Annotated in this window: 19 protein-coding genes; 11 read left to right on the plus strand and 8 right to left on the minus strand. The window is 61.1% G+C overall.

Features of this window, described 5'->3' with window-relative positions; translation table 11 throughout:
- Window positions 1–44: 44 nt before the first annotated feature.
- On the minus strand, window positions 45–938 hold the full coding sequence (locus HBO10_RS22875; protein ID WP_034127579.1) for a LysR family transcriptional regulator: 894 nt from the start codon (window positions 936–938) through the stop codon (window positions 45–47).
- 94 nt (window positions 939–1,032) lie between these two features.
- Between HBO10_RS22875 and HBO10_RS22880 the strand changes: the two genes are divergently transcribed.
- The 4 genes from HBO10_RS22880 to HBO10_RS22895 all read left to right on the plus strand — a co-directional run bounded on the left by HBO10_RS22880 (window position 1,033) and on the right by HBO10_RS22895 (window position 5,789).
- A complete protein-coding gene (locus HBO10_RS22880) occupies window positions 1,033–2,217 on the plus strand; it encodes an MFS transporter (protein ID WP_034127580.1) in 1,185 nt (394 codons plus the stop codon).
- A 58-nt stretch (window positions 2,218–2,275) separates the two neighbouring features.
- On the plus strand, window positions 2,276–2,758 hold the full coding sequence (locus HBO10_RS22885; RefSeq protein WP_034127581.1) for a VOC family protein: 483 nt from the start codon (window positions 2,276–2,278) through the stop codon (window positions 2,756–2,758).
- Between the two features lie 491 nt (window positions 2,759–3,249).
- On the plus strand, window positions 3,250–4,626 hold the full coding sequence (locus HBO10_RS22890) for a cystathionine beta-synthase (protein WP_034127583.1): 1,377 nt from the start codon (window positions 3,250–3,252) through the stop codon (window positions 4,624–4,626).
- The gene (locus HBO10_RS22895; protein WP_019817159.1) at window positions 4,623–5,789 is read left to right on the plus strand and encodes a cystathionine gamma-synthase; all 1,167 of its coding nucleotides are present in this window, start codon (window positions 4,623–4,625) and stop codon (window positions 5,787–5,789) included. Before HBO10_RS22890 ends, HBO10_RS22895 begins: the two co-directional genes overlap by 4 nt.
- A gap of 123 nt (window positions 5,790–5,912) precedes the next feature.
- Here the strand turns inward: HBO10_RS22895 and HBO10_RS22900 are convergent, their stop codons facing one another.
- Window positions 5,913–8,111, minus strand: a complete 2,199-nt coding sequence (locus HBO10_RS22900; RefSeq protein WP_034127584.1) for an OsmC domain/YcaO domain-containing protein — start codon at window positions 8,109–8,111, stop codon at window positions 5,913–5,915.
- 164 nt (window positions 8,112–8,275) lie between these two features.
- Here HBO10_RS22900 and HBO10_RS22905 point away from each other — a divergent pair, with 164 nt between their 5' ends.
- Window positions 8,276–8,854, plus strand: a complete 579-nt coding sequence (locus HBO10_RS22905; protein ID WP_034127585.1) for a cysteine hydrolase family protein — start codon at window positions 8,276–8,278, stop codon at window positions 8,852–8,854.
- Between the two features lie 109 nt (window positions 8,855–8,963).
- Here the strand turns inward: HBO10_RS22905 and HBO10_RS22910 are convergent, their stop codons facing one another.
- The 3 genes from HBO10_RS22910 to HBO10_RS22920 are packed head-to-tail and all read right to left on the minus strand — an operon-like array spanning window position 8,964 to window position 10,679.
- On the minus strand, window positions 8,964–9,413 hold the full coding sequence (locus tag HBO10_RS22910; protein WP_034127586.1) for an NUDIX domain-containing protein: 450 nt from the start codon (window positions 9,411–9,413) through the stop codon (window positions 8,964–8,966).
- Entirely contained in the window at window positions 9,406–10,203 is a 798-nt protein-coding gene (locus HBO10_RS22915; protein WP_034127587.1) for a nucleotidyltransferase domain-containing protein, read from the minus strand. The genes HBO10_RS22910 and HBO10_RS22915 overlap by 8 nt, the downstream gene beginning before the upstream one ends.
- Window positions 10,200–10,679: an ATP-binding protein gene (locus HBO10_RS22920; RefSeq protein WP_034127588.1), complete on the minus strand. Its 480-nt coding sequence runs from the start codon at window positions 10,677–10,679 to the stop codon at window positions 10,200–10,202. Before HBO10_RS22920 ends, HBO10_RS22915 begins: the two co-directional genes overlap by 4 nt.
- Window positions 10,680–10,902: 223 nt before the next feature.
- Here HBO10_RS22920 and HBO10_RS22925 point away from each other — a divergent pair, with 223 nt between their 5' ends.
- The 3 genes from HBO10_RS22925 to HBO10_RS22935 all read left to right on the plus strand — a co-directional run bounded on the left by HBO10_RS22925 (window position 10,903) and on the right by HBO10_RS22935 (window position 13,029).
- Window positions 10,903–11,226 carry a hypothetical protein gene (locus tag HBO10_RS22925; RefSeq protein WP_034127589.1) on the plus strand — a complete coding sequence of 108 codons (324 nt, stop codon included), beginning with the start codon at window positions 10,903–10,905 and terminating at the stop codon, window positions 11,224–11,226.
- Window positions 11,227–11,314: 88 nt separating this feature from the next.
- A complete protein-coding gene (locus HBO10_RS22930; RefSeq protein ID WP_034127590.1) occupies window positions 11,315–11,740 on the plus strand; it encodes a DUF2231 domain-containing protein in 426 nt (141 codons plus the stop codon).
- Window positions 11,737–13,029, plus strand: coding sequence for a sorbosone dehydrogenase family protein (locus tag HBO10_RS22935; protein WP_014718638.1), 1,293 nt, complete (start codon window positions 11,737–11,739; stop codon window positions 13,027–13,029). The genes HBO10_RS22930 and HBO10_RS22935 overlap by 4 nt, the downstream gene beginning before the upstream one ends.
- Before the next feature lie 30 nt (window positions 13,030–13,059).
- On the opposite strand, the gene HBO10_RS22940 is transcribed toward HBO10_RS22935, so the two are convergent.
- Window positions 13,060–13,968, minus strand: a complete 909-nt coding sequence (locus HBO10_RS22940; RefSeq protein ID WP_034127591.1) for a LysR substrate-binding domain-containing protein — start codon at window positions 13,966–13,968, stop codon at window positions 13,060–13,062.
- Window positions 13,969–14,060: 92 nt separating this feature from the next.
- Here HBO10_RS22940 and HBO10_RS22945 point away from each other — a divergent pair, with 92 nt between their 5' ends.
- On the plus strand, window positions 14,061–15,044 hold the full coding sequence (locus HBO10_RS22945) for a DMT family transporter (RefSeq protein WP_034127592.1): 984 nt from the start codon (window positions 14,061–14,063) through the stop codon (window positions 15,042–15,044).
- A complete protein-coding gene (locus HBO10_RS22950; RefSeq protein WP_034127593.1) occupies window positions 15,041–15,886 on the plus strand; it encodes an alpha/beta hydrolase in 846 nt (281 codons plus the stop codon). Before HBO10_RS22945 ends, HBO10_RS22950 begins: the two co-directional genes overlap by 4 nt.
- Here the strand turns inward: HBO10_RS22950 and HBO10_RS22955 are convergent.
- Together HBO10_RS22955 and HBO10_RS22960 are read right to left on the minus strand one after the other, a co-directional pair.
- Window positions 15,873–17,276, minus strand: coding sequence for an MFS transporter (locus tag HBO10_RS22955; RefSeq protein WP_034127594.1), 1,404 nt, complete (start codon window positions 17,274–17,276; stop codon window positions 15,873–15,875). The two genes, HBO10_RS22950 and HBO10_RS22955, sit on opposite strands and share 14 nt — an antisense overlap.
- 143 nt (window positions 17,277–17,419) lie before the next feature.
- Window positions 17,420–17,950: a GNAT family N-acetyltransferase gene (locus tag HBO10_RS22960; protein WP_034127595.1), complete on the minus strand. Its 531-nt coding sequence runs from the start codon at window positions 17,948–17,950 to the stop codon at window positions 17,420–17,422.
- A 369-nt stretch (window positions 17,951–18,319) separates the two neighbouring features.
- Between HBO10_RS22960 and proP the strand changes: the two genes are divergently transcribed.
- A complete protein-coding gene (gene proP, locus HBO10_RS22965; protein WP_014718644.1) occupies window positions 18,320–19,822 on the plus strand; it encodes a glycine betaine/L-proline transporter ProP in 1,503 nt (500 codons plus the stop codon).
- Window positions 19,823–19,845: the final 23 nt, after the last annotated feature.

A 19,845-nucleotide genomic window follows, 5' to 3' on the forward strand; every position in this document is an offset into this window, starting at 1 on the left:
CGAAATCCGCCGGTCAGCCCCCTCCTCCCCAAAAATCCCACCCCTCAACCCACATGCTTCTCCACCAAAAAATCCACAAACGCCCTAACCCGCGCCGGCATCGCCCCTCCCCCCACAAACACCGCATGAATCGGCTCCACATCCCCCGGGTTAAATTCCTCCAACAACACCACCAACTCCCCCCGCCTCACCTCCTCCACCACACTAAACGCCCCAATCCTCGCCACCCCCGCCCCCAGCTTCGCCAACTGCGCCAATGCCTCGCCGCTGTTCCCCTCAATCGTCCCCGCTACTTTCAGCGAAAACTCCCGCCCCTCCACCCGAAATGGCCAATCCGGCGCCGCCCGGCGGAAGTTGAAGCGCAGGCAGTTGTGCTGCAGTAAATCCTGCGGCGTCACGGGGGTGCCATGCCGTGCTAGGTACTCCGGCGAGGCGACGATCACCTGCCTGGTAGAGCCGATAAGGCGAGCAGTCAGGGGGCTGTCGGCGAGGGGGCCGAAGCGGATGGCGACGTCGGCCTGGCCGCCGAGGATGTCTACGACTTCGTCGCCGAGCATCAGGTCGACGACGATGGCGGGGTAGCGGGCGCTGAAGGCGGCGACCAGGGGGACGATGGTCATGCGGCCGTGGGCCAGTGCGGCGCTGACGCGCAAGCGTCCGCGTGGGGCGCCCTGGTCGGTGATGGCGTCTTCGACTTCGGCCATGTCGGCGAGGATGCGTCGGGCGCCGCGCAGGTAGGCTTCGCCTTCGGCGGTGAAGGTGATGGCGCGGGTGGTGCGCAGCAGCAGACGGGTGCCGATGCGCTGTTCGGTGCGGGTGATGATGCGGCTGATGGCCGATGGGGTCAGTTCCAAAGCCCTTGCCGCGCCCGACAGGCTGCCGTGCTCGGCGACCATGGTGAACACTTCCATCTCTCCCGAACGCCCGCCGATGTCCATTTGTGCCTCCTGCGCAAAGCTGTAGTTCCCAACCAAGGGCTACTGCTGCAAAAGGCAGGATTGTAGCATTTGGCTCACAGATGAGGAGTCACCCATGCGTATCAATCCCCCCCTTGTAGCATTGTCCGTCGGTGCCTTTGGCATCGGGGTCACTGAGTTTGCCCCTATGGGCATGTTGCCCGGTATCGCCGCTGATCTTGATGTTTCCATTCCCGCTGCAGGGCTGTTGGTAAGCGCCTACGCCATGGGCGTGTTGATTGGCGCGCCGATCATGACCCTGGCGACGGCCAGGGTGCCCCGCCGTTCTCTGCTGATCGGGCTGATGGCGATTTTTACCCTAGGTAATTTGCTCTCGGCGCTGGCCAGTAACTACCAGACATTGATGATCGCCAGGCTGGTGACGTCGCTCAATCACGGAGCGTTCTTTGGGATTGGTTCGATTGTGGCCGCAAGCCTGGTGGCGCCCGAGAAGCGCGCGGGGGCTGTGGCGGCGATGTTCATGGGGCTGACCCTGGCAACCATTGGCGGCGTGCCCCTGGCGACCTGGTTTGGCGAAAACTTTGGTTGGCGTACTGCGTTCTGGGGCATCAGTGGGCTTGGCGCGGTGGTCATGGCCGCGCTGTGGTGGGCCTTGCCCAATGCGCCGGCGCCCAAAGGCGGCGGGCTGATGGCGGAAATCCGTGTGCTGGGGCGCGGGCCGGTGCTGGCCGCGCTGGCCCTGACCGTGGTGGGCTCGAGTGCGATGTTTACGGTATTCACCTACATCGCGCCGATTCTGCGGGACGTTACCCACGCTTCGACCAACTTCGTCACCGGGATGCTGGTGTTGTTCGGAATCGGGCTCACCCTGGGCAATGTATGGGGTGGCAAGTCAGCGGACCGCTCAGTGGACCGCACTTTGATCATCTCGCTGGTGGTGTTGATTGCCGTGCTGTTGGCCTTTTCGGTGCTCATGCAATGGCCGTTGCCCGCTGCACTGTCGATCCTACTGTGGGGCGCAGCCAGCTTTGCTCTGGTGCCGCCGCTGCAGATGCGGGTGATGGAGGCCGCCAAAGACGCGCCTAACCTGGCTTCGGCGATGAACATCGGTGCGTTCAATTTTGGGAATGCGATTGGTGCGGCATTGGGTGGCGCGGTGATCAATGCCGGGCTGGGCTACCCGGCCATATCCCTGGCAGGCGCACTGATGGCGGGCCTGGGCTTGCTGATGGTATTGGGGCTGAGTTGGCGTTCGCGGCGGGCCGACTCACGCGCTGGCCGGGAGGCGGTGCAAGCCTGAGTAGCGTGCAGGTTGTTCGTCTAGACTTCATGCACCTTTCAACCCGAGGAGCCTTGCGATGAACAACAAGAATACGATCTGCCTCTGGTACAACGGCGATGCCCTGGAGGCAGCGACCTTCTACGCGCAGACCTTCCCCGACAGCGAAGTAAAGGCCGTACACCGTGCGCCTGGCGACTACCCATCCGGCAAGCAGGGTGATGAGTTGACCGTGGAATTCACCGTACTGGGTATCCCCTGCGTGGGCCTCAATGGCGGCCCCCTGTTCAAGCACAGTGAAGCGTTTTCCTTTCAGGTGTCTACCGAGGATCAGGAGGAAACCGACCGGTTGTGGCATGCCATCATCGACAACGATGGGCAGGCGAGCGCTTGCGGTTGGTGCAAGGACAAGTGGGGGCTGTCGTGGCAGATCTCGCCGCGGGTGTTGGTCGATGCAGTTACCAGTAAAGATCCTGCCGTCGCCAAGCGCGCATTTGAAGCGATGATGACCATGACCAAAATCGACATCGCTGCCATCGAAGCCGCCATTGCCGGAAACTGAACGGTGGGAGCGCTCGAGCCTTGGCGAGGCCGCGATGGCGGTGGGTCAGCCAGCGTAACAGCAGACAGCAACCACGATGCGAAGCGAGTCGCTCTTGATCTTAGGCGCCCCATTAAACCGCGCTGGCGGATTACGGGCACACCGAGCCTAGGCGAGGTGCCGAGTGGTGGGGCAAGAGCGTTTTGCTTACTTTGGCCTGGGCCGGCATCCCGGCTTTTGCAAAGTGAGCCGCCGTCAGGGCGGAACCATCGGTGGCCGTTACCTTAATAATGGATATGTACTCGGTCAGATCCAATATCCCGGTCGGCTGGCAGACCGCCTTCGCAGGCAAGCCAGCTCCTACATCTGGATCGCGCGCCCTCCCCCATGCGGCAAAAAAAGTCATACAACGGACGCCCGGTTGCGACACCGTCAATACCGGCCTATGTTCCAAGCCATGCTGTTTTTTTGCTGTCCCCCGCCCTGCGCCCATCCCATAACCAGGAGACGACATGCCCACCCCTTCACGCCCTGCTGTACTTGAGCTGATCGGCAACACCCCGCTGGTCAAGGTCAGCCGCTTCGATACCGGCCCCTGCACGCTGTTTCTCAAGCTTGAATCGCAAAACCCCGGCGGTTCCATCAAGGACCGCATCGGCCTGGCGATGATCGACGCCGCTGAACGCGACGGTCGTTTGCGCCCTGGCGGTACCATCATTGAAGCCACCGCCGGCAATACCGGCCTGGGCCTGGCGCTGGTGGGACGGGCCAAGGGTTACCGGGTGGTGTTGGTGGTGCCCGACAAGATGTCCACGGAAAAAGTGCTGCACCTCAAGGCCATGGGCGCCGAGGTGCATATCACCCGCTCCGATGTGGGCAAGGGCCATCCCGAGTATTACCAGGACGTGGCGGCACGCTTGGCCAAAGATATTCCAGGCTCGTTCTTCGCCGACCAGTTCAATAACCCGGCCAACCCTTTGGCTCACGAGACCAGCACCGCGCCGGAGATCTGGGCACAGACTCAGCACGACGTGGACGCGATTGTGGTGGGCGTCGGCTCGGCCGGCACCCTCACCGGTTTGACGCGGTTCTTCAAGCGCGTGCAACCCGAACTGGCCATGGTGCTGGCCGACCCGGTCGGTTCGGTGATGGCCGAATACAGCCGCAGCGGCAAGCTGGAAACCCCTGGTTCCTGGGCCGTGGAAGGTATTGGCGAAGACTTCATCCCTTCGATTGCCGACCTGTCCAGCGTGCGCCACGCCTACTCCATCAGTGATGCAGACAGCTTCGACCACGCCCGCCAATTGCTCAAGGCCGAAGGCATACTCGGCGGCTCATCCACCGGCACACTGCTCGCCGCGGCCTTGCGCTACTGCCGCGAGCAAACCGAGCCCAAGCGCGTGGTCACCTTCGTCTGCGACACCGGTACGCGCTACCTGTCGAAGGTTTACAACGACCAGTGGATGAACGACGCCGGCCTGTTGCAGTACAAGCACTACGGTGACCTGCGCGACCTGATCGCGCGCCGCTTCGAAGACGGCCGCGTGATCAGCGTAAGCCCCGACGACACCCTGCTCACCGCCTTCCAGCGCATGCGCCTGGCGGACGTGTCGCAACTGCCGGTGCTGGTCGATGGCCAGACCCTGGTGGGCGTGATCGACGAGTCCGACATCCTGCTGGGCCTGCACCACGACGCCGCGGATTTTTCCATGAGCGTCGCCAGCGCCATGACCAACACCCTGCACACCCTGGCCCCCAGCGCCAGCCTGGCCGAACTGCAGGCCGAGCTGGATCGCGGCCTGGTCGCCATCATTGCCGACGCCGCAGGCTTTCATGGCCTGATCACCCGCGTCGACCTGCTTAACCACCTACGGAGATCCCTTGCATGAGCCAGCCCGATAAAAGCGCGTTTGCCACCCGTGTGATCCACGCCGGGCAGTCACCCGACCCGACCACGGGCGCGCTGATGCCGCCGATCTACGCCAACTCCACCTACCTGCAAGACAGCCCCGGCGTGCACAAGGGGTTTGACTATGGCCGCTCCCATAACCCCACGCGTTTCGCCCTGGAACGCTGCGTGGCCGACCTTGAAGGCGGCAGCCAGGCATTTGCGTTTGCCTCGGGGCTGGCGGCGATCTCCACCGTGCTGGAGCTGCTGGATGCCGGCGCGCATATCGTCTCGGGCAACGACCTGTACGGCGGCACTTTCCGGCTGTTCGACAAAGTGCGCCAGCGCAGTGCCGGGCACCGCTTCAGCTATGTCGACCTCAGCGACTTGTCGGCGTTTGAAGCGTCATTGCAGGACGACACGCGCATGGTCTGGGTCGAAACCCCAAGCAACCCGCTGCTGAGCCTGACCGACCTGCGCGCCGTCGCCCGCATCTGCCGTGCCCGCGGGATTATCTGCGTGGCCGACAATACCTTTGCCAGCCCCTGGATCCAGCGCCCGCTGGAGTTGGGCTTCGACATCGTGGTGCACTCCACCACCAAATATCTCAATGGGCATTCTGATGTGATCGGTGGTATCGCTGTTGTCGGTGACAACGCTGAACTGGCCGAACGCCTGGGTTTCCTGCAAAACTCCATCGGCGCCATCGCCGGGCCGTTCGATGCCTTCCTGACCCTGCGCGGGGTAAAAACCCTGGCGCTGCGCATGGAGCGCCATTGCAGCAATGCCCTGGACCTGGCCACCTGGCTGGAGCAACAGCCGCAAGTGTCACGGGTTCACTACCCGGGTCTCAAATCCCACCCACAGCACGACCTGGCGAAACAGCAGATGCGCGGCTTTGGCGGGATGATTTCAGTGGACTTGAACAGCGACTTGGCCGGCGCGACGCGCTTTCTGGAAAACGTGAAGATCTTCGCCCTGGCCGAGAGCCTGGGGGGCGTGGAAAGCCTGATCGAGCACCCGGCGATCATGACTCATGCCAGCATCCCGGCGGCGACGCGAGCGCAATTGGGGATTGGCGATGGGCTGGTGCGCTTGTCGGTGGGGGTTGAAGATGTGGAGGATTTGCGCGCCGATCTGGCGCAAGCCTTGGCCCACATCTAACTCAATTTGATCGTTCTTACGCTCCGCGTGGGAACGCATCCGGTGACGCTCTGCGTCACGCTTGGGGACGCAGAGCGTCCCTGACTGCATTCCCACGCAGAGCGTGGGAACGATCATTGCGTATCAGCCCTGGGTGATGTTGGCCCGCGCCGCATGCAGCTTCTTGTAGCTGTCGATCAAGCGCAAATGCCGGTCCAGGCCTTCCAGCTTCATGCTGGTCGGCGTCAGCCCATAAAAGCGCACACTGCCGTCAACCGAACCGATCACCGCGTCCATGCGCTCATTACCAAACATGCGCCGGAAGTTGGCCTCGTAGTCAGCCAATTCCAGGTCGTCATCCAGTTCCATCTCCAGCACCGCGTTCATCGCCTGGTAAAACAGGCCGCGCTCAACGGTGTTGTCGTTGTACTGTAGGAACATCTCTACGCATTCCTTGGCCTCTTCATACTGCTTCAAGGCCAGGAAGATGAGCAGCTTGAGCTCCAGGATGGTCAGTTGGCCCCACGCGGTGTTGTCATCGAACTCAATGCCAATCAACGTAGTGATATCGGTGTAGTCGTCCAGCTCACTTTCTATCAGGCGCTCGACCAACGCCTGCAGCTCCTCCTCGCTGAGGCGGTGCAGGTTGAGGATGTCTTCGCGGAAAAACAGCGCCTTGTTGGTGTTGTCCCAGATCAGGTCATCCACCGGGTAGATTTCCGAGTAGTCCGGCACCAGGATGCGGCAGGCGGTAGCTCCCAAGTGCTCATACACCGCCATGTACGACTCTTTGCCCATGCCTTCGAGGATGCCGAACAGCGTGGCGGCTTCCTGGACGTTGGAGTCTTCGCCCTGGCCGGAGAAGTCCCACTCGACAAATTCATAATCCGACTGGGCACTGAAGAAGCGCCACGACACTACGCCGCTGGAATCGATAAAGTGCTCGACGAAGTTGTTCGGCTCGGTGACCGCCTGGCCTTCGAAGGTCGGCTGCGGCAGGTCGTTCAAGCCTTCGAAGCTACGGCCTTGCAGCAGCTCGGTGAGGCTGCGTTCCAGTGCCACTTCCAGGCTGGGGTGCGCGCCGAACGAAGCGAACACGCCGCCGGTACGCGGGTTCATCAAGGTCACGCACATCACCGGGAATTCACCGCCCAGGGACGCGTCCTTGACCAGCACCGGAAAGCCCTGGGCTTCCAGGCCTTCGATACCCGCCAGGATGCCCGGGTACTTGGCCAGCACTTCGGCGGGTACGTCCGGCAGCGCAAATTCGCCCTCGATGATTTCGCGCTTCACCGCTCGCTCGAAAATCTCCGACAGGCACTGCACCTGGGCTTCGGCCAAGGTGTTGCCAGCGCTCATGCCGTTGCTCAAGTAGAGATTTTCGATCAGGTTGGACGGGAAATACACCACCTCGCCATCGGACTGACGCACGAACGGCAGCGAGACAATGCCACGGGCTTCGTTGCCGGAGTTGGTGTCGAACAGGTGTGAACCACGCAGCTCGCCCTCGCGGTTGTAGACTTTGAGGCTGTAGGCATCGAGGATTTCACTCGGCAGCTCATCGTTGGGGCCCGGCTGGAACCAACGTTCGTCCGGGTAATGCACGAACGGCGCGTTGGCCAGGTCCTCGCCCCAGAACTGGTCGTTGTAGAAGAAGTTGCAGTTCAGACGCTCGATGAACTCACCCAGCGCCGACGCCAGCGCGCCCTCTTTGGTCGCGCCTTTGCCGTTGGTAAAGCACATCGGCGAATGGGCGTCGCGGATATGCAGCGACCACACGTTGGGCACAATATTGCGCCACGAGGCAATCTCGATCTTCATGCCCAGGCCCGCGAGAATCGCCGACATGTTGGCGATGGTCTGCTCCAGCGGCAGGTCCTTGCCGGCAATGTAGGTGCCTGCTGCGGACGTGGAGTTGGGCATCAACAGCGCCTGGGCATCGGCGTCGAGGTTCTCGACTTCCTCAATCACGAATTCCGGCCCGGCCTGCACCACCTTCTTCACGGTGCAGCGGTCGATGGAGCGCAGGATGCCTTGGCGGTCCTTGTCGGAGATATCTGCGGGCAATTCGACCTGGATCTTGAAAATCTGGTTGTAGCGGTTTTCCGGGTCGACGATGTTGTTCTGCGACAGGCGAATATTCTCGGTGGGAATATTGCGCGTCTGGCAGTACAACTTCACAAAGTACGCCGCACACAACGCCGACGAAGCCAGGAAGTAGTCGAATGGCCCCGGTGCCGAACCATCGCCCTTGTAGCGGATGGGCTGGTCGGCAATGACCGTGAAGTCATCGAACTTGGCTTCAAGCCGAAGGTTGTCGAGAAAGTTGACCTTAATTTCCATGCGGGCACACCAGAATAACGAGCTAAACAAATTGGCCGCCATTATGAAGCGTTTCGCCGGGAAGTCTCAGGGTTTTGCGTATGGGCTGCTGATCGGTGCTAACGTCCACCCTGTGGGAGCGCGTTGCTCCAGTTAGATAATGTTCACCACCGCCAGGACAGGCCATGGAACCGATAGCGACGAACGCCGCACTGTTGATCATCGATATGCAAAAAGGCATGGCCGATCCCACACTAGGCCGCCGCAACAACCCAGACGCTGAGCAGCACATACAGCAATTGCTCAATGCCTGGCGCCAGGCGCAACGCCCGATCATTCATGTGCGGCATATCTCCCGCTCTGGCGCTTCGGTGTTCCGGCCAGGCCAGCCCGGCTGTGAGTTCCAGGATGCGCTGCACCCTCTGGCCCATGAGCATGTGGTGGAAAAAAACGTACCGGATGCATTCAGCGCCACGGGCCTGGAGCGCTGGCTGCACCTGCGCTCGATCCAGCAGTTGGTAATCGTCGGGGTCATCACCAACAATTCAGTGGAATCCACCGCACGCTCGGGCGGCAACCTGGGGTTCGACGTGATCGTGGCGGCGGATGCGTGTTTTACCTTCGATCAAACCGACTTGTCGGGACGGCTGTGGGCCGCAGAGGATGTGCATGCGTTGTCGCTCAGTAACCTGGCGATGGACTATGCAAGGGTGTTCAATACCGGGGAAATATTAGATCCATGTAACCCGCGATGCGCTTTTTGATGCAATGCTGCACCTGTGGCGAGGGAGCTTGCTCCCGTGACAGCCCTAAAGCCGCCGCTTACCTAAATGTCGCCCCGATTCGCCTGCCCCCATCGTTCATGGAAAACGGCTAAAACACCCCGGCATCCTCCAGCATTTGCGGCAACGCCTGCGGCCATACCGTATCGCTCGTCGCGAGCAGCGCCTCTGCCGACCACCAATGATGATCCGCCATCACCTGGGTCTCCTCTACTGTCCATTCGGCCCTGGAAAGCGCGTCGCTGGATGCATGCACAACGAAGTACCGCTCTACTGCCAACACGGTTTCACCGCTGGGTAACATCAACGGGAAACTACGCTCTGCCACGGATTCCCCAACGCTGCTGACGGTGATACCAGTCTCTTCGCGCAACTCACGAATCGCAGCGCTATGGAAGCTCTCCCCTGCCTCCACGCCACCGCCGGGCGTGGCCCAGTAATCCTGGCCGGCCAGGGCGCCGTCTTTATGCACGAAGCGAAACAGCAACACTTGCTGTGCAGGGTTGATGACCAGTAATCGTGCGGCTTTGCGTTCACGCATCTGATTGATTCCTTTCTATGAGGGCCGAAACCATCCAGCTCAGAAACGCCCGTAGGCGTGTCGTAAATGCCTCGCCCTCGGCACTCGGGTTGCGTGCCTCAAACAGGAAGTAGGCGATTTGCACGCGCATGGTCGGGTAATGCTGAACGAACAGCCCGACGTAGTCTTCCAGGGTTTGCGGCCAGGTTTGCGCATCCTCGGCTCGCAGGGTGTGGGTAGCGCGGATCAAGGCCCGCGATGCTTCCCGCTGCAGGCCAAGCCGTGTGTGTTCAGTACTGGCCTGTTCGATGCGCAACAGGTACGCCGTAAGCGCCTGTTCAAAATCGCCGTTGACCGCCAGGGCGATGGCGCGGGACGGGCGAAACGGTTCGACGTGCAGGGACAGGTCTTCGCCCCAGAGACAGCGGCAATGATGTTTGAGCCAGAAGCCCCAACTGTTTAGGTTTTCAGGCGCCAACACCTGGGCGCGGTGACCGATATCAAAGTCGATCTTGGTGACATGGGGATGCCGTTGCTCCAAAGCGAGTCGGGCCGACTCCAATTGTTCAAGCACAGGCGCATCCGGTGGCTCGACCAGTATCAGGGAAAGGTCAAGATCAGAAATGCCGGTCTCACCTTCGCCCCGTGCGATGCTGCCATACAGGTAGATCCCGTGCAGCCCCAGCTCAGGCCGGGACAAGGTAGCGCAAACGTCCGCCAGCAGGGGCTGGAACTCCGGTTGTATAGGTCCATCAGCGACGGTGAGGATATAGCCGTCGCCATCGATGCCAGCAGGTTTTTGGGTAGTCACGGGCGATGCACCTCAATCACCAACCCTTCCTCTTCACTCGGCACACTGAAATGGCGAGTGATCAGGTCAAACTCGGCATCGGTGGCGGCAAAATCATGTTCACCTCGGGCATTGCGCGCATGCAGGCGCGCACGACAGGTGGCATCGTCCAGCTCCAGGTAATGCAGGCAGTGCGGCACCTTGGCTGCCTGGGCCAGGCCGAGTAACCATTGACGATTGGCGAGGGTATTGGCCGGAAAATCCAGCACCACATTGACGCCGCACGCCAACAGATCGATCACCAGCGGCTCAAGTACTCCACGAACCTGCTGGGCACAGCGCAGGTAGTCGGCAATGCTCTGGATCTGACCAGGGTAGAGACTGGCCAGCCACTGGTCTTCGCTGAGCACAATGGCTGCGTGCTCGGTGGCGAGGGTCTTGGCGAGTGTGGACTTGCCGGAGGCGATTTTGCCGCATAACAGGTGCAGGGTTGGCATAAAACGATTCCTTGGAGGAGCCCAACAGGATGAGTCATGCAGGCATTATCGTAAACACATCCAGTTGAATCCTCGTTCCCGAGCGAGGTCACTTATCAGGAGACGACAACGCAATTGGAGGTGGTGATGAACCTTGCAATGACACTCTTCAGTCTGTTTGCCGGTTGGATGGCGATTGTGATTTCGATGCTATGGGGTGTGCTGCGAGTGCTGCGCTGGCACCATGCTTAGCACCCCGGACGGTCGCTACTTTGTGGTCAAGGGGCAGTTGTGGCGCTGTACCAATCCGGCGCTGGATGAAGCGACGCGCCAATACTGGGTCAATGAATTGATGGATGCACGCCGGGCGGTCAAGTCAGCCAAGGGCAGCGCCGACCCCGATGCCTTGAACGCCGCCCGGCAACGGGTGCAGCGCGGCAAGGTCGCGTTGGGCGAGCGTGGCCCTGTGTGGTGGGGCGATGGCAGCCCGGATTACAACCGCCGCCAGGTCAAAAATACGCCCTATTGGGCATGGTTCGAGAAACACCTCGACACGCCATCCCAGTGAACTTTCTTACAAGTGCCATGCTCCTTTCCTATGCGAAGTCAGCGCGCCCTGAGCCCAGGGTGCAGAACGATAAGGAGCCGCCACCAACATGACTACCCTCTCCACTTACCCCGTCGTCAGGCCTGGGCCGTTGCATGGCACATTGCTTGCCGGCACCGTGCCGTTGTTTCTCGGGGCCTTGCTCAGTGATATCGCCTACGGCCAGACCTACCAGATCCAATGGGCCAATTTTGCCTCCTGGCTGATCGCCGGGGCGCTGGCGTTCTGTGGTTTTGCCCTGCTGTTTGCACTGGTCAACCTGGTGCGCGCCGAACACAAGGGCGGGCGCCCGGTGGCGTACTTCCTGCTGTTGCTGGGCACTTGGGTGCTGGGGCTGGTGAACGCCTTTCAACATGCCAAGGATGCCTACGCCATGATGCCTGCTGGCCTGGTGCTGTCGGCGATCGTCACCGTGCTGGCGATTGTCGCCACCTGGATCGGCTTGACCAACCTGCGCTCAGGAGCTGCCCGATGAAACCACTCAACACACTGACCCTGCTCAGCGCCGCCCTGTTGCTGAGTGCCTGTGGCGGCGAAGGTGACAAGACCCAGGCGCGCGGCCCTGACCCCAAGCTGCCCGAACAACAAAGCAGCCTGTTGCCGAGCATGAAGATTGCCGAGCCCACGCCGTGGGGCGATCAAAAGCCCAAGGTACCCGAAGGCTACAGCGTCACCGCCATCGCCACCGACCTTGCGATCCCGCGCCAGACCCTGGTGCTGCCCAACGGCGATATCCTGGTGGCCGAAGGCCGTGGCGGCAGTGCGGCCAAGCTCAAGCCCAAGGACGTGATCGCCAGTGTGATCAAGGCCCAGGGCAACACCAAGGTCAAGGGCGGCAACCGCATTACGCTGCTGCGTGACGCCGACGGTGACGGCACCTATGAACTCAAGACGGTATTCGCCGACAACCTCAACGCTCCCTACGGGCTGGCATTCGCCGACGGCAAACTGTATGTGGCCAACCAGGACGCACTGGTGCGCTTTGACTACGCCGACGGCCAAACCAAGGCCAGCGCCCCGCCCGTCAAAGTCACCGACCTGCCGGCGCAGATCAACCATCACTGGACCAAGTCATTGGCCGTCAGTGACGACGGGCGTCAGCTGTATGTGGGCATCGGTTCCAACAGCAACATCACCGAACGCGGCATGGAAGTGGAGATCGACCGCGCAATGGTCTGGCAGATCGATGCCGCCACCGGTGCGCATAAGCCCTACGCTACGGGCCTGCGCAATCCGACGGCGCTGACCATCCAACCGGGCTCAGGGCAACTGTGGACCGTGGTCAACGAGCGCGATGAACTCGGCCCCGACCTGGTGCCAGACTACCTGACGTCGGTGCGTGAAGGTGCCTTCTACGGCTGGCCCTACAGCTACTGGGGCCAGAACGTCGACCCCCGCGCACAACCGCAGAACCCGGCCAAGGTGGCTGCGGCGATCAAACCCGATTACAGTCTGGGCTCCCATGTGGCCGCGCTGGGCGTGGATTTTTCCATCCCCGCCATGGGTGAAAAATTCGCTGACGGCGCGTTTGTCGGCGAGCACGGCAGTTGGAACCGTGACAACCCAGTGGGCTACAAGGTGATCTTCGTGCCGTTCAGCAACGGCAAACCGGCGGGCGAGCCCATCGACTTTGCCACCGGCTTTCGCGGCGACGACGGCAAGACCCGTGGGCGTCCAGTGGGGGTGACGGTAGACCCCAAAGGCGCGCTGATCATTGCAGACGACCTGGCCAATACGATTTGGCGCGTCACGCGTAACCAATAACCGCAGATGACAGGGGCAGCGACGCCCCTGTCAGCCGTCACTTTGCAATTGTGCGTCAAGCCAGGCCAACAACGCCGTGACCTCCTCCCGACTGCCCGCCCCTTGCTGCCTGTAGACCGAAATAGCCTCGGGCAAAAACACGCTTTCTGCGCAGGGCCGCGCCAGCGCCCCACTCTCAATCAGCCGGCTTGCGGTACGACGCCAACCCATGGCGATACCGTGCCCTTCCACGGCGGCTTGCAACATCAGCGGGTAACTGTCGAAGGTGGCACTGCGTGCATCCATGGCCAGCGTGTGGCCGAACATCTGCAGCCACTCATCCCACTCCATCAAATGCGGAGGCTCGGAGCTGTGGTGCGGAAATGTGCAGGGCTTTAATTCAGCCAGTGATAACGGTTGTTCCGGGCAGAGGTAGCTGGGGCTGCACACCGGGAACACCTCGTCGGAGGCGGTGAACATCAGCGTATTGCTGCCACTGGCGCGTCGGGTACTTTGCAGGGCCACATCGAAATGCCCGTCGAACTGGGTGATCGGCCGCGTGCAGGTCACCACCTGGATCTCGATCTGCGGGTATTGCTGGTGGAAGGTCGCCAGGCGCGGCATCAACCAATAGAACGCCTCGCATAGCTGGCATAGCAGTACCACGCGATTTCGCTGGGGCGATGTTCTCAGGCTGACCGCGCCCTCACTGATGCTGTGCAAGGCCAGGCTGACCACCCGCCCCAGCTCACGCCCTTCTTGCGTCAGGAACACCCCACGGTTGCGCCGACAAAACAGCTTGACCCCCAGGTTGTCCTCCAGCCCGCGGATCTGCCGACTGACCGCTGCCTGGGTGATGTGCAATTCATCGGCCGCCTTGGAGAAACTCTCCAGGCGCGCCGCCGCTTCAAACGGCAGGAGGCTGGCCAGAGGCGGTAAGGTTTTGCCAAGTGCATTCATAATCTGTGGTTATGCATCCAAGGCTGAAAACTCGTTTGTAGCACAGCCGCAGCGCTGGGCACCATGAATCCCTCACTTCATGGATCAGCCTGATGACCAGCGCCCGCACCTCACTCTTTACCGGTGTGATATTTGCCGTTGTCGCCACCCTTGGCTGGGCGCTGAACTTCATTGCGCCCTACGTCACCGGCGTCTACAGCCTCTACGACTTGATGGCCGTACGGTTTCTGATGGCCGGTGGGCTGGGTCTCGTCTGGATCATGGTGTGCAGGGCGCAATTGAGTGTACTCAGCACCGGCCAGTGCGTACTGGCGGCAGCACTGGGCGCACTGGGTTGCCTCGGTTATGGCGTGTGCATTGCTGCCGGCGTGATGTTCGGCGGCCCGGTGCTGACGCCAGCGTTTGTCGGCATGGTCCCGGTGCTACTGGCGTTGATAGGCAACGCCAGTCACAAGACCCTGCAATGGCGCCAGTTGGTGATGCCGTTGTCCTGCCTCACCATGGGGCTGTTGCTGGCCACGGTCAGCAGCCTCCAACTGCCCGCCTCCGGCACCGGTTCCTGGCTGGCGGCTTTGTGCTTCTCCCTGGGCGCAGTGGCCTTGTGGCTGGGGTTCAGCGTCATCAATCAACAGCAACTGGCGCGCCTGCCAGCCAGCGCAACCGGTCTGTGGACTGCCCTGATGCTGGTAGGCGCAGGCGGCGCGGCGCTGTGCCTGCTGCCATGGCTATACGCGCTGGGCTTGTTCCGGTTGCCGACCCTTGGCGCGGCTTGGAGCCAGGCATGGCCGCTGTATGCCTGGAGCCTGGGCATCGCGGTGATGTCCACGGTGGTCGGCGCCTGGGCCTGGAATGCGGCAACGCGGCGCCTGCCCATGGTACTGAGCGGTCAGTTGATTGCCCTGGAATCACTCTTCGCCAGCCTGCTCGGTCTAGGCTTTCACCAGCGCTGGCCGACGCCAATGGAAGCCGTGGGCCTGGCTGCCGTGCTCGTCGGCGTGGTCATGGCGGTTCGTATCCTCCTGGCGCAGGCAAAACCCGCCACAACCCATCAGACCTTAGGGGAGACACAACCATGACCCATTCAAACGACGCACTGGCACTGCCCCACACCTTTGACTTCCACAATCAAACCGTGCGCTGGGGCCAGCTGGGTACCCAGGGGCCTGCGCTGGTGATGGTGCATGGCACGCCGTTCTCTTCCCATGTGTGGCGGCGTATCGCGCCCTTGTTCGCCCAGCAGTACCGCGTGTTCTATTACGACCTGCTTGGCTATGGCCAGTCTGAACAGGCGCCGGGCCAGGACGTGTCCCTGGGCGTGCAAAACCTGTTGCTCGCCGCCCTGCTACACCATTGGGGCCTGGAACGTCCTCATGTGCTGGCCCATGATTTTGGCGGCGCCACGGCGCTGCGTGCGCATCTGCTCGATGGCTGCGACTATGCCAGCCTGACCTTGATCGACCCCGTCGCCATGGCGCCCTGGGGTTCGCCGCTGGTGCAGCATGTGCGCCGCCATGAACAGGCCTTCAGCGACGCGCCGGCCTATATCCATGAGGCGATTGTGCGTGCCTATCTACAGGGCGCCGCCTTCACGCCGCTGCCTGCCGAGGTGCTGCTCGCCTACGTCACGCCCTGGACAGGCGAGATTGGCCAGCCCGCCTTCTATCGCCAGATTGCGCAAATGGACCAGCGCTATACCGACCAGATTGAAGACCGGCTCACCGGGCTGCGTTGCCCGGTGCAATTGCTCTGGGGAGAGGAGGACCAATGGATCAACGTGGCACAGGGCGACGCGCTCGCAGGTAGATTAGGTGCACGCTACCCGCGCGTCCCGCGTGCGGGGCATCTGGTGCAAGAGGACGCGCCCGAGGTCATCGTCGCTGCCTTGATGACCTTTCTAGGCGGCGTTACAGGTCAGTGATTTCCTTGTGGCGCGGCACCAGCGTCTTCATCACGCTCCAGGCCACCAGGTAAGCCAGGGCGCAGATGGCAAACATGATCATGTAGCCGGTATGGATGTCGTTGATGGACTTGTAATAGTCGAACACCCAGCCACCGATCTTGGTCATGAGCACGCCACCCAGGCCACCGGCCATGCCGCCAATGCCGACCACCGAGGCCACGGTTTTCTGCGGGAACATATCGGATACGGTGGTGAAAATGTTGCATGACCACGCCTGGTGTGCCGAAGCGCCCACACCGATCAGCAGCACCGGCACCCAGAAGCTGAGGTAACCCAACGGCTGCGCCAGCAACACCACCAGCGGGAACAGCGCAATCACCAGCATGGCTTTCATGCGCCCGTCATAGGGGGCATCGCCGCGCGCCATGAAGTAGCTGGGGAACCAGCCGCCGCCAATACTGCCGACCATGGTCATGCTGTACAGCACCGCCAGCGGCATCACGATATCGGCGCCTTTCATGCCGTATTGGGCAGACAGGTAGGTGGGCAACCAGAACAGGAAAAACCACCACACGCCGTCTGTCATGAACTTGCCGAAGGCAAACGCCCAGGTCTGGCGGTAGGTCAATAGTTTGAACCAGGAGACTTTCTTCCCTGCGGTGCCCGTCGGTGCCGGGGTAAATGGTTGAACGGTCTGGTCGCTACGGATGTAGGCCAGTTCCTCAGGTGACAGGCGTTTTTGCTGTTCCGGTTTTTCATACACAGCGGCCCACACGGCTACCCAGACAAAACCCAGCATGCCAATGACCATAAACGCTGCCTCCCAGCCCCACATACCAGCAATCAGTGGCACACAGATTGGCGCCAGGATCGCACCGACGTTGGCCCCGGAATTGAAGATGCCGGTGGCCAGGGAGCGTTCTTTCTTGGGGAAATATTCGGCAGTGGCCTTGATCGCGATCGGGAAGTTACCCGCTTCGCCAATCGCCAATACCGCTCGTGAGAGCATGAAACCGGCAATGGACACCGGGATTACGGCCAGGCCAATGGCACCACTGACCGCCGCGATGCCCTCGCCCATCGGCACCGAAAACGCATGCATGATCGCGCCAGTGGACCAGATGCCAATGGCTACCATATAGGCGGCCTTGGTGCCGATCCTGTCGACGAAGCGCCCGGCAAACAGCATGGAAATGGCGTAGACAAACTGGAACACCGCCGCGATGTTGGCGTAATCGGTGTTGCTCCAGCCAAACTGCGTTGACAGTTGCGGTGCCAAGAGGCTGAGCACCTGGCGGTCGAGGTAATTGACCGTGGTCGCGAAAAACAACATCGCGCAGATCGTCCAGCGATAGCTGCCGACCGCCTGGCCGACACGAAGGGAACTGATGGGCTCGTTCAGATTCATGGCATCACTTTTTATTTTTGTTAGGTAGGACATATGTAACGTCATATGTCGTCGTACAACTGCAAGTTTTATAGCGAGACGCCCGCGCAATGTCAATCGCAAAGATTGCCGCTTATCCAGTATTTACGTGAATTCGAAAAATGTCAGTGCTGTGCAGTTGTAGGACGACAAACCCTGAGCACTAGGCTGGGCGCTTGACCGGGGACATCATCCAGCAGGCCAAAGCGTTGCATGCCGAGCTTCTCCAATACGCGGATCGACGCAGCATGATCGGGCCGCACTAACCCGAAGACTTCCGGTAGCGATAGCGTGTCGAACGCGAGCGCCAGGGCGTCACGACCCAGCTCAGTGGCATACCCCTGCCCCCAGGCCTCCACGGCCAGACGATAGCCAAGGTTGATGCGCCGCTGCGTCAGGTAATTAAGGGGCGCGATGCCGCCAAACCCGATGATGTGGTCGGGGGTCTCTTTGCGGGCAATCGCCCACCAGCCGTAGCTCTGGGAAGCCCATTGTTCCAGCCAGTGATCCAATAGCCGCTGTGCCGCCCCCAGGTTGGGCAGCGGGCCGGCAGGATTGAACAGGTTGGTCTGTGGATCGCCGAAGATCGCGAACAATCGCTGAACGTCTGCGGGTCGTGGTTGGCGGTAGGTAAGGCGTGAATGACTGCTTGGCATTTAAATGACTTCCCTGTTTTGCCTGACTGACAATGACAACCCCCCTGTGGGAGTGCTCGAGCTGTAGCGAGGCCGCGATGGCGATAGGTCAGACAACACAAATGCCAACAGTACAGCCGCCCTCGTCACCTCGCCGGAGTGCCAGGCACTGAATTTTTGACTGAACCACCGCTTTCGCAGGCAAGCCAGCTCCCACATTTGATCTGTTTTGCCGCTAGTTATGCATAAGCCTCGAAAACCGACGTTTCATCCCATGCGATAAAAAATACACAAAGCGGTGAATTATTTCGTGTCCACTTGTATCTGAACTGACAGAGCGGTGCCATCGTAGCGATGGCACCTCCCCTGTTCAGCTTTTGAGTGGCCCGCATGAAACTACGTAAAAAACGCGTCAAACCCATCGGATTGAAAGACATCACCATTGTCGACGACAACAAGATGCGCAAGGCGATCACCGCCGCCGCACTTGGCAATGCCATGGAATGGTTCGACTTTGGCGTCTATGGCTTTGTCGCCTATGTGCTGGGCAAGGTGTTCTTCCCCGACGCTTCCCCCAGCGTGCAGATGATCGCAGCACTGGCCACCTTCTCCGTACCTTTCCTGATTCGCCCGCTGGGCGGCCTGTTCTTCGGCGCACTGGGCGATAAGTACGGGCGGCAAAAAGTCCTGGCCGCCACCATCGTGATCATGTCCTTGAGCACCTTTGCCATCGGCTTGATCCCCGGCTATGCCTCCATTGGCATCTGGGCCCCGATCCTGTTGCTGCTGTGCAAAATGGCCCAGGGTTTCTCGGTGGGCGGCGAGTACACCGGCGCGTCGATTTTCGTGGCTGAGTACGCCCCGGACCGCAAGCGCGGATTCCTTGGCAGCTGGCTGGACTTCGGCTCCATCGCCGGTTTCGTGCTCGGCGCGGGTGTGGTGGTCTTGATCTCCACCGTGCTCGGTGAAGCCGAATTCGAGGCCTGGGGCTGGCGCCTGCCGTTCTTCCTCGCCCTGCCCCTGGGCATCATCGGCCTGTACCTGCGCCACGCGCTGGAAGAAACCCCGGCGTTTCAACAGCATGTCGACAAACTCGAACAGGGTGACCGCGAAGGCCTGAGCCACGGCCCTAAAGTCTCGTTCAAGGAAATCGCCACCAAGCACTGGCGCAGCCTGCTGACCTGCATCGGTATCGTCGCGGCCACCAACGTGACCTACTACATGCTGCTCACCTACATGCCGAGCTACCTGTCCCACAACCTGCACTATGCCGAAAACAGCGGCGTGCTGATCATCATCGCGATTATGGTCGGTATGTTGTTCGTGCAGCCGTTCATTGGTTTTGTCAGCGACAAGATCGGCCGCAAGCCCTTCATCATCGCCGGCAGCATTGGCCTGCTGTTCCTGTCGATCCCGGCCTTCATGCTGATCACCAGTGGCAAGACCGGCCTGATTTTCGGCGGCCTGTTGATTCTGGCGGTGGTGCTGAACTTCTTTATCGGCGTGATGGCGTCGACCTTGCCAGCGATGTTCCCCACCCATCTGCGCTACAGCGCCCTGGCCAGTGCGTTCAACGTCTCGGTACTGATCGCCGGTGTTACGCCGACCGCCGTGGCCTGGCTGGTGGAGAGCACCAACGACCTGTACATGCCCGCCTATTACCTGATGGTGTTTGCAGTGGTTGGACTGATCACGGGCCTGACCATGAAGGAAACCGCCAACAAGCCCCTGCGTGGCGCGGCCCCGGCGGCTTCCGACATGGAAGAAGCCAAGGAGCTGCTGCAGGAGCATCACGACAATATCGAGCAGAAAATCGAAGACATCGATGCCGAGATTGCCGCGCTGCAAACCAAGCGGGAAAACCTGGTACAGCAACACCCGCGCATCAACTAATAACCTGACTGTGCGTGGTCGCG

The organism is Pseudomonas sp. WS 5503 (genome assembly GCF_012985385.1).
In the GTDB taxonomy this organism is placed as follows: Bacteria; Pseudomonadota; Gammaproteobacteria; order Pseudomonadales; family Pseudomonadaceae; genus Aquipseudomonas; species Aquipseudomonas paracarnis.

Excerpts from the sequence above, each read along its gene's own strand:
- HBO10_RS22940 (WP_034127591.1), bottom strand. The coding sequence starts at position 13,968 with ATGAATGCACTTGGCAAAACCTTACCGCCTCTGGCCAGCCTCCTGCCG.
- HBO10_RS22910 (WP_034127586.1), bottom strand. The coding sequence starts at position 9,413 with ATGCGTGAACGCAAAGCCGCACGATTACTGGTCATCAACCCTGCACAG.
- proP (WP_014718644.1), top strand. The coding sequence starts at position 18,320 with ATGAAACTACGTAAAAAACGCGTCAAACCCATCGGATTGAAAGACATC.
- HBO10_RS22935 (WP_014718638.1), top strand. The coding sequence starts at position 11,737 with ATGAAACCACTCAACACACTGACCCTGCTCAGCGCCGCCCTGTTGCTG.
- HBO10_RS22880 (WP_034127580.1), top strand. The coding sequence starts at position 1,033 with ATGCGTATCAATCCCCCCCTTGTAGCATTGTCCGTCGGTGCCTTTGGC.
- HBO10_RS22875 (WP_034127579.1), bottom strand. The coding sequence starts at position 938 with ATGGACATCGGCGGGCGTTCGGGAGAGATGGAAGTGTTCACCATGGTC.
- HBO10_RS22920 (WP_034127588.1), bottom strand. The coding sequence starts at position 10,679 with ATGCCAACCCTGCACCTGTTATGCGGCAAAATCGCCTCCGGCAAGTCC.
- HBO10_RS22945 (WP_034127592.1), top strand. The coding sequence starts at position 14,061 with ATGACCAGCGCCCGCACCTCACTCTTTACCGGTGTGATATTTGCCGTT.
- HBO10_RS22885 (WP_034127581.1), top strand. The coding sequence starts at position 2,276 with ATGAACAACAAGAATACGATCTGCCTCTGGTACAACGGCGATGCCCTG.
- HBO10_RS22900 (WP_034127584.1), bottom strand. The coding sequence starts at position 8,111 with ATGGAAATTAAGGTCAACTTTCTCGACAACCTTCGGCTTGAAGCCAAG.
- HBO10_RS22950 (WP_034127593.1), top strand. The coding sequence starts at position 15,041 with ATGACCCATTCAAACGACGCACTGGCACTGCCCCACACCTTTGACTTC.
- HBO10_RS22895 (WP_019817159.1), top strand. The coding sequence starts at position 4,623 with ATGAGCCAGCCCGATAAAAGCGCGTTTGCCACCCGTGTGATCCACGCC.
- HBO10_RS22955 (WP_034127594.1), bottom strand. The coding sequence starts at position 17,276 with ATGAATCTGAACGAGCCCATCAGTTCCCTTCGTGTCGGCCAGGCGGTC.
- HBO10_RS22960 (WP_034127595.1), bottom strand. The coding sequence starts at position 17,950 with ATGCCAAGCAGTCATTCACGCCTTACCTACCGCCAACCACGACCCGCA.
- HBO10_RS22890 (WP_034127583.1), top strand. The coding sequence starts at position 3,250 with ATGCCCACCCCTTCACGCCCTGCTGTACTTGAGCTGATCGGCAACACC.
- HBO10_RS22925 (WP_034127589.1), top strand. The coding sequence starts at position 10,903 with ATGCTTAGCACCCCGGACGGTCGCTACTTTGTGGTCAAGGGGCAGTTG.
- HBO10_RS22930 (WP_034127590.1), top strand. The coding sequence starts at position 11,315 with ATGACTACCCTCTCCACTTACCCCGTCGTCAGGCCTGGGCCGTTGCAT.
- HBO10_RS22905 (WP_034127585.1), top strand. The coding sequence starts at position 8,276 with ATGGAACCGATAGCGACGAACGCCGCACTGTTGATCATCGATATGCAA.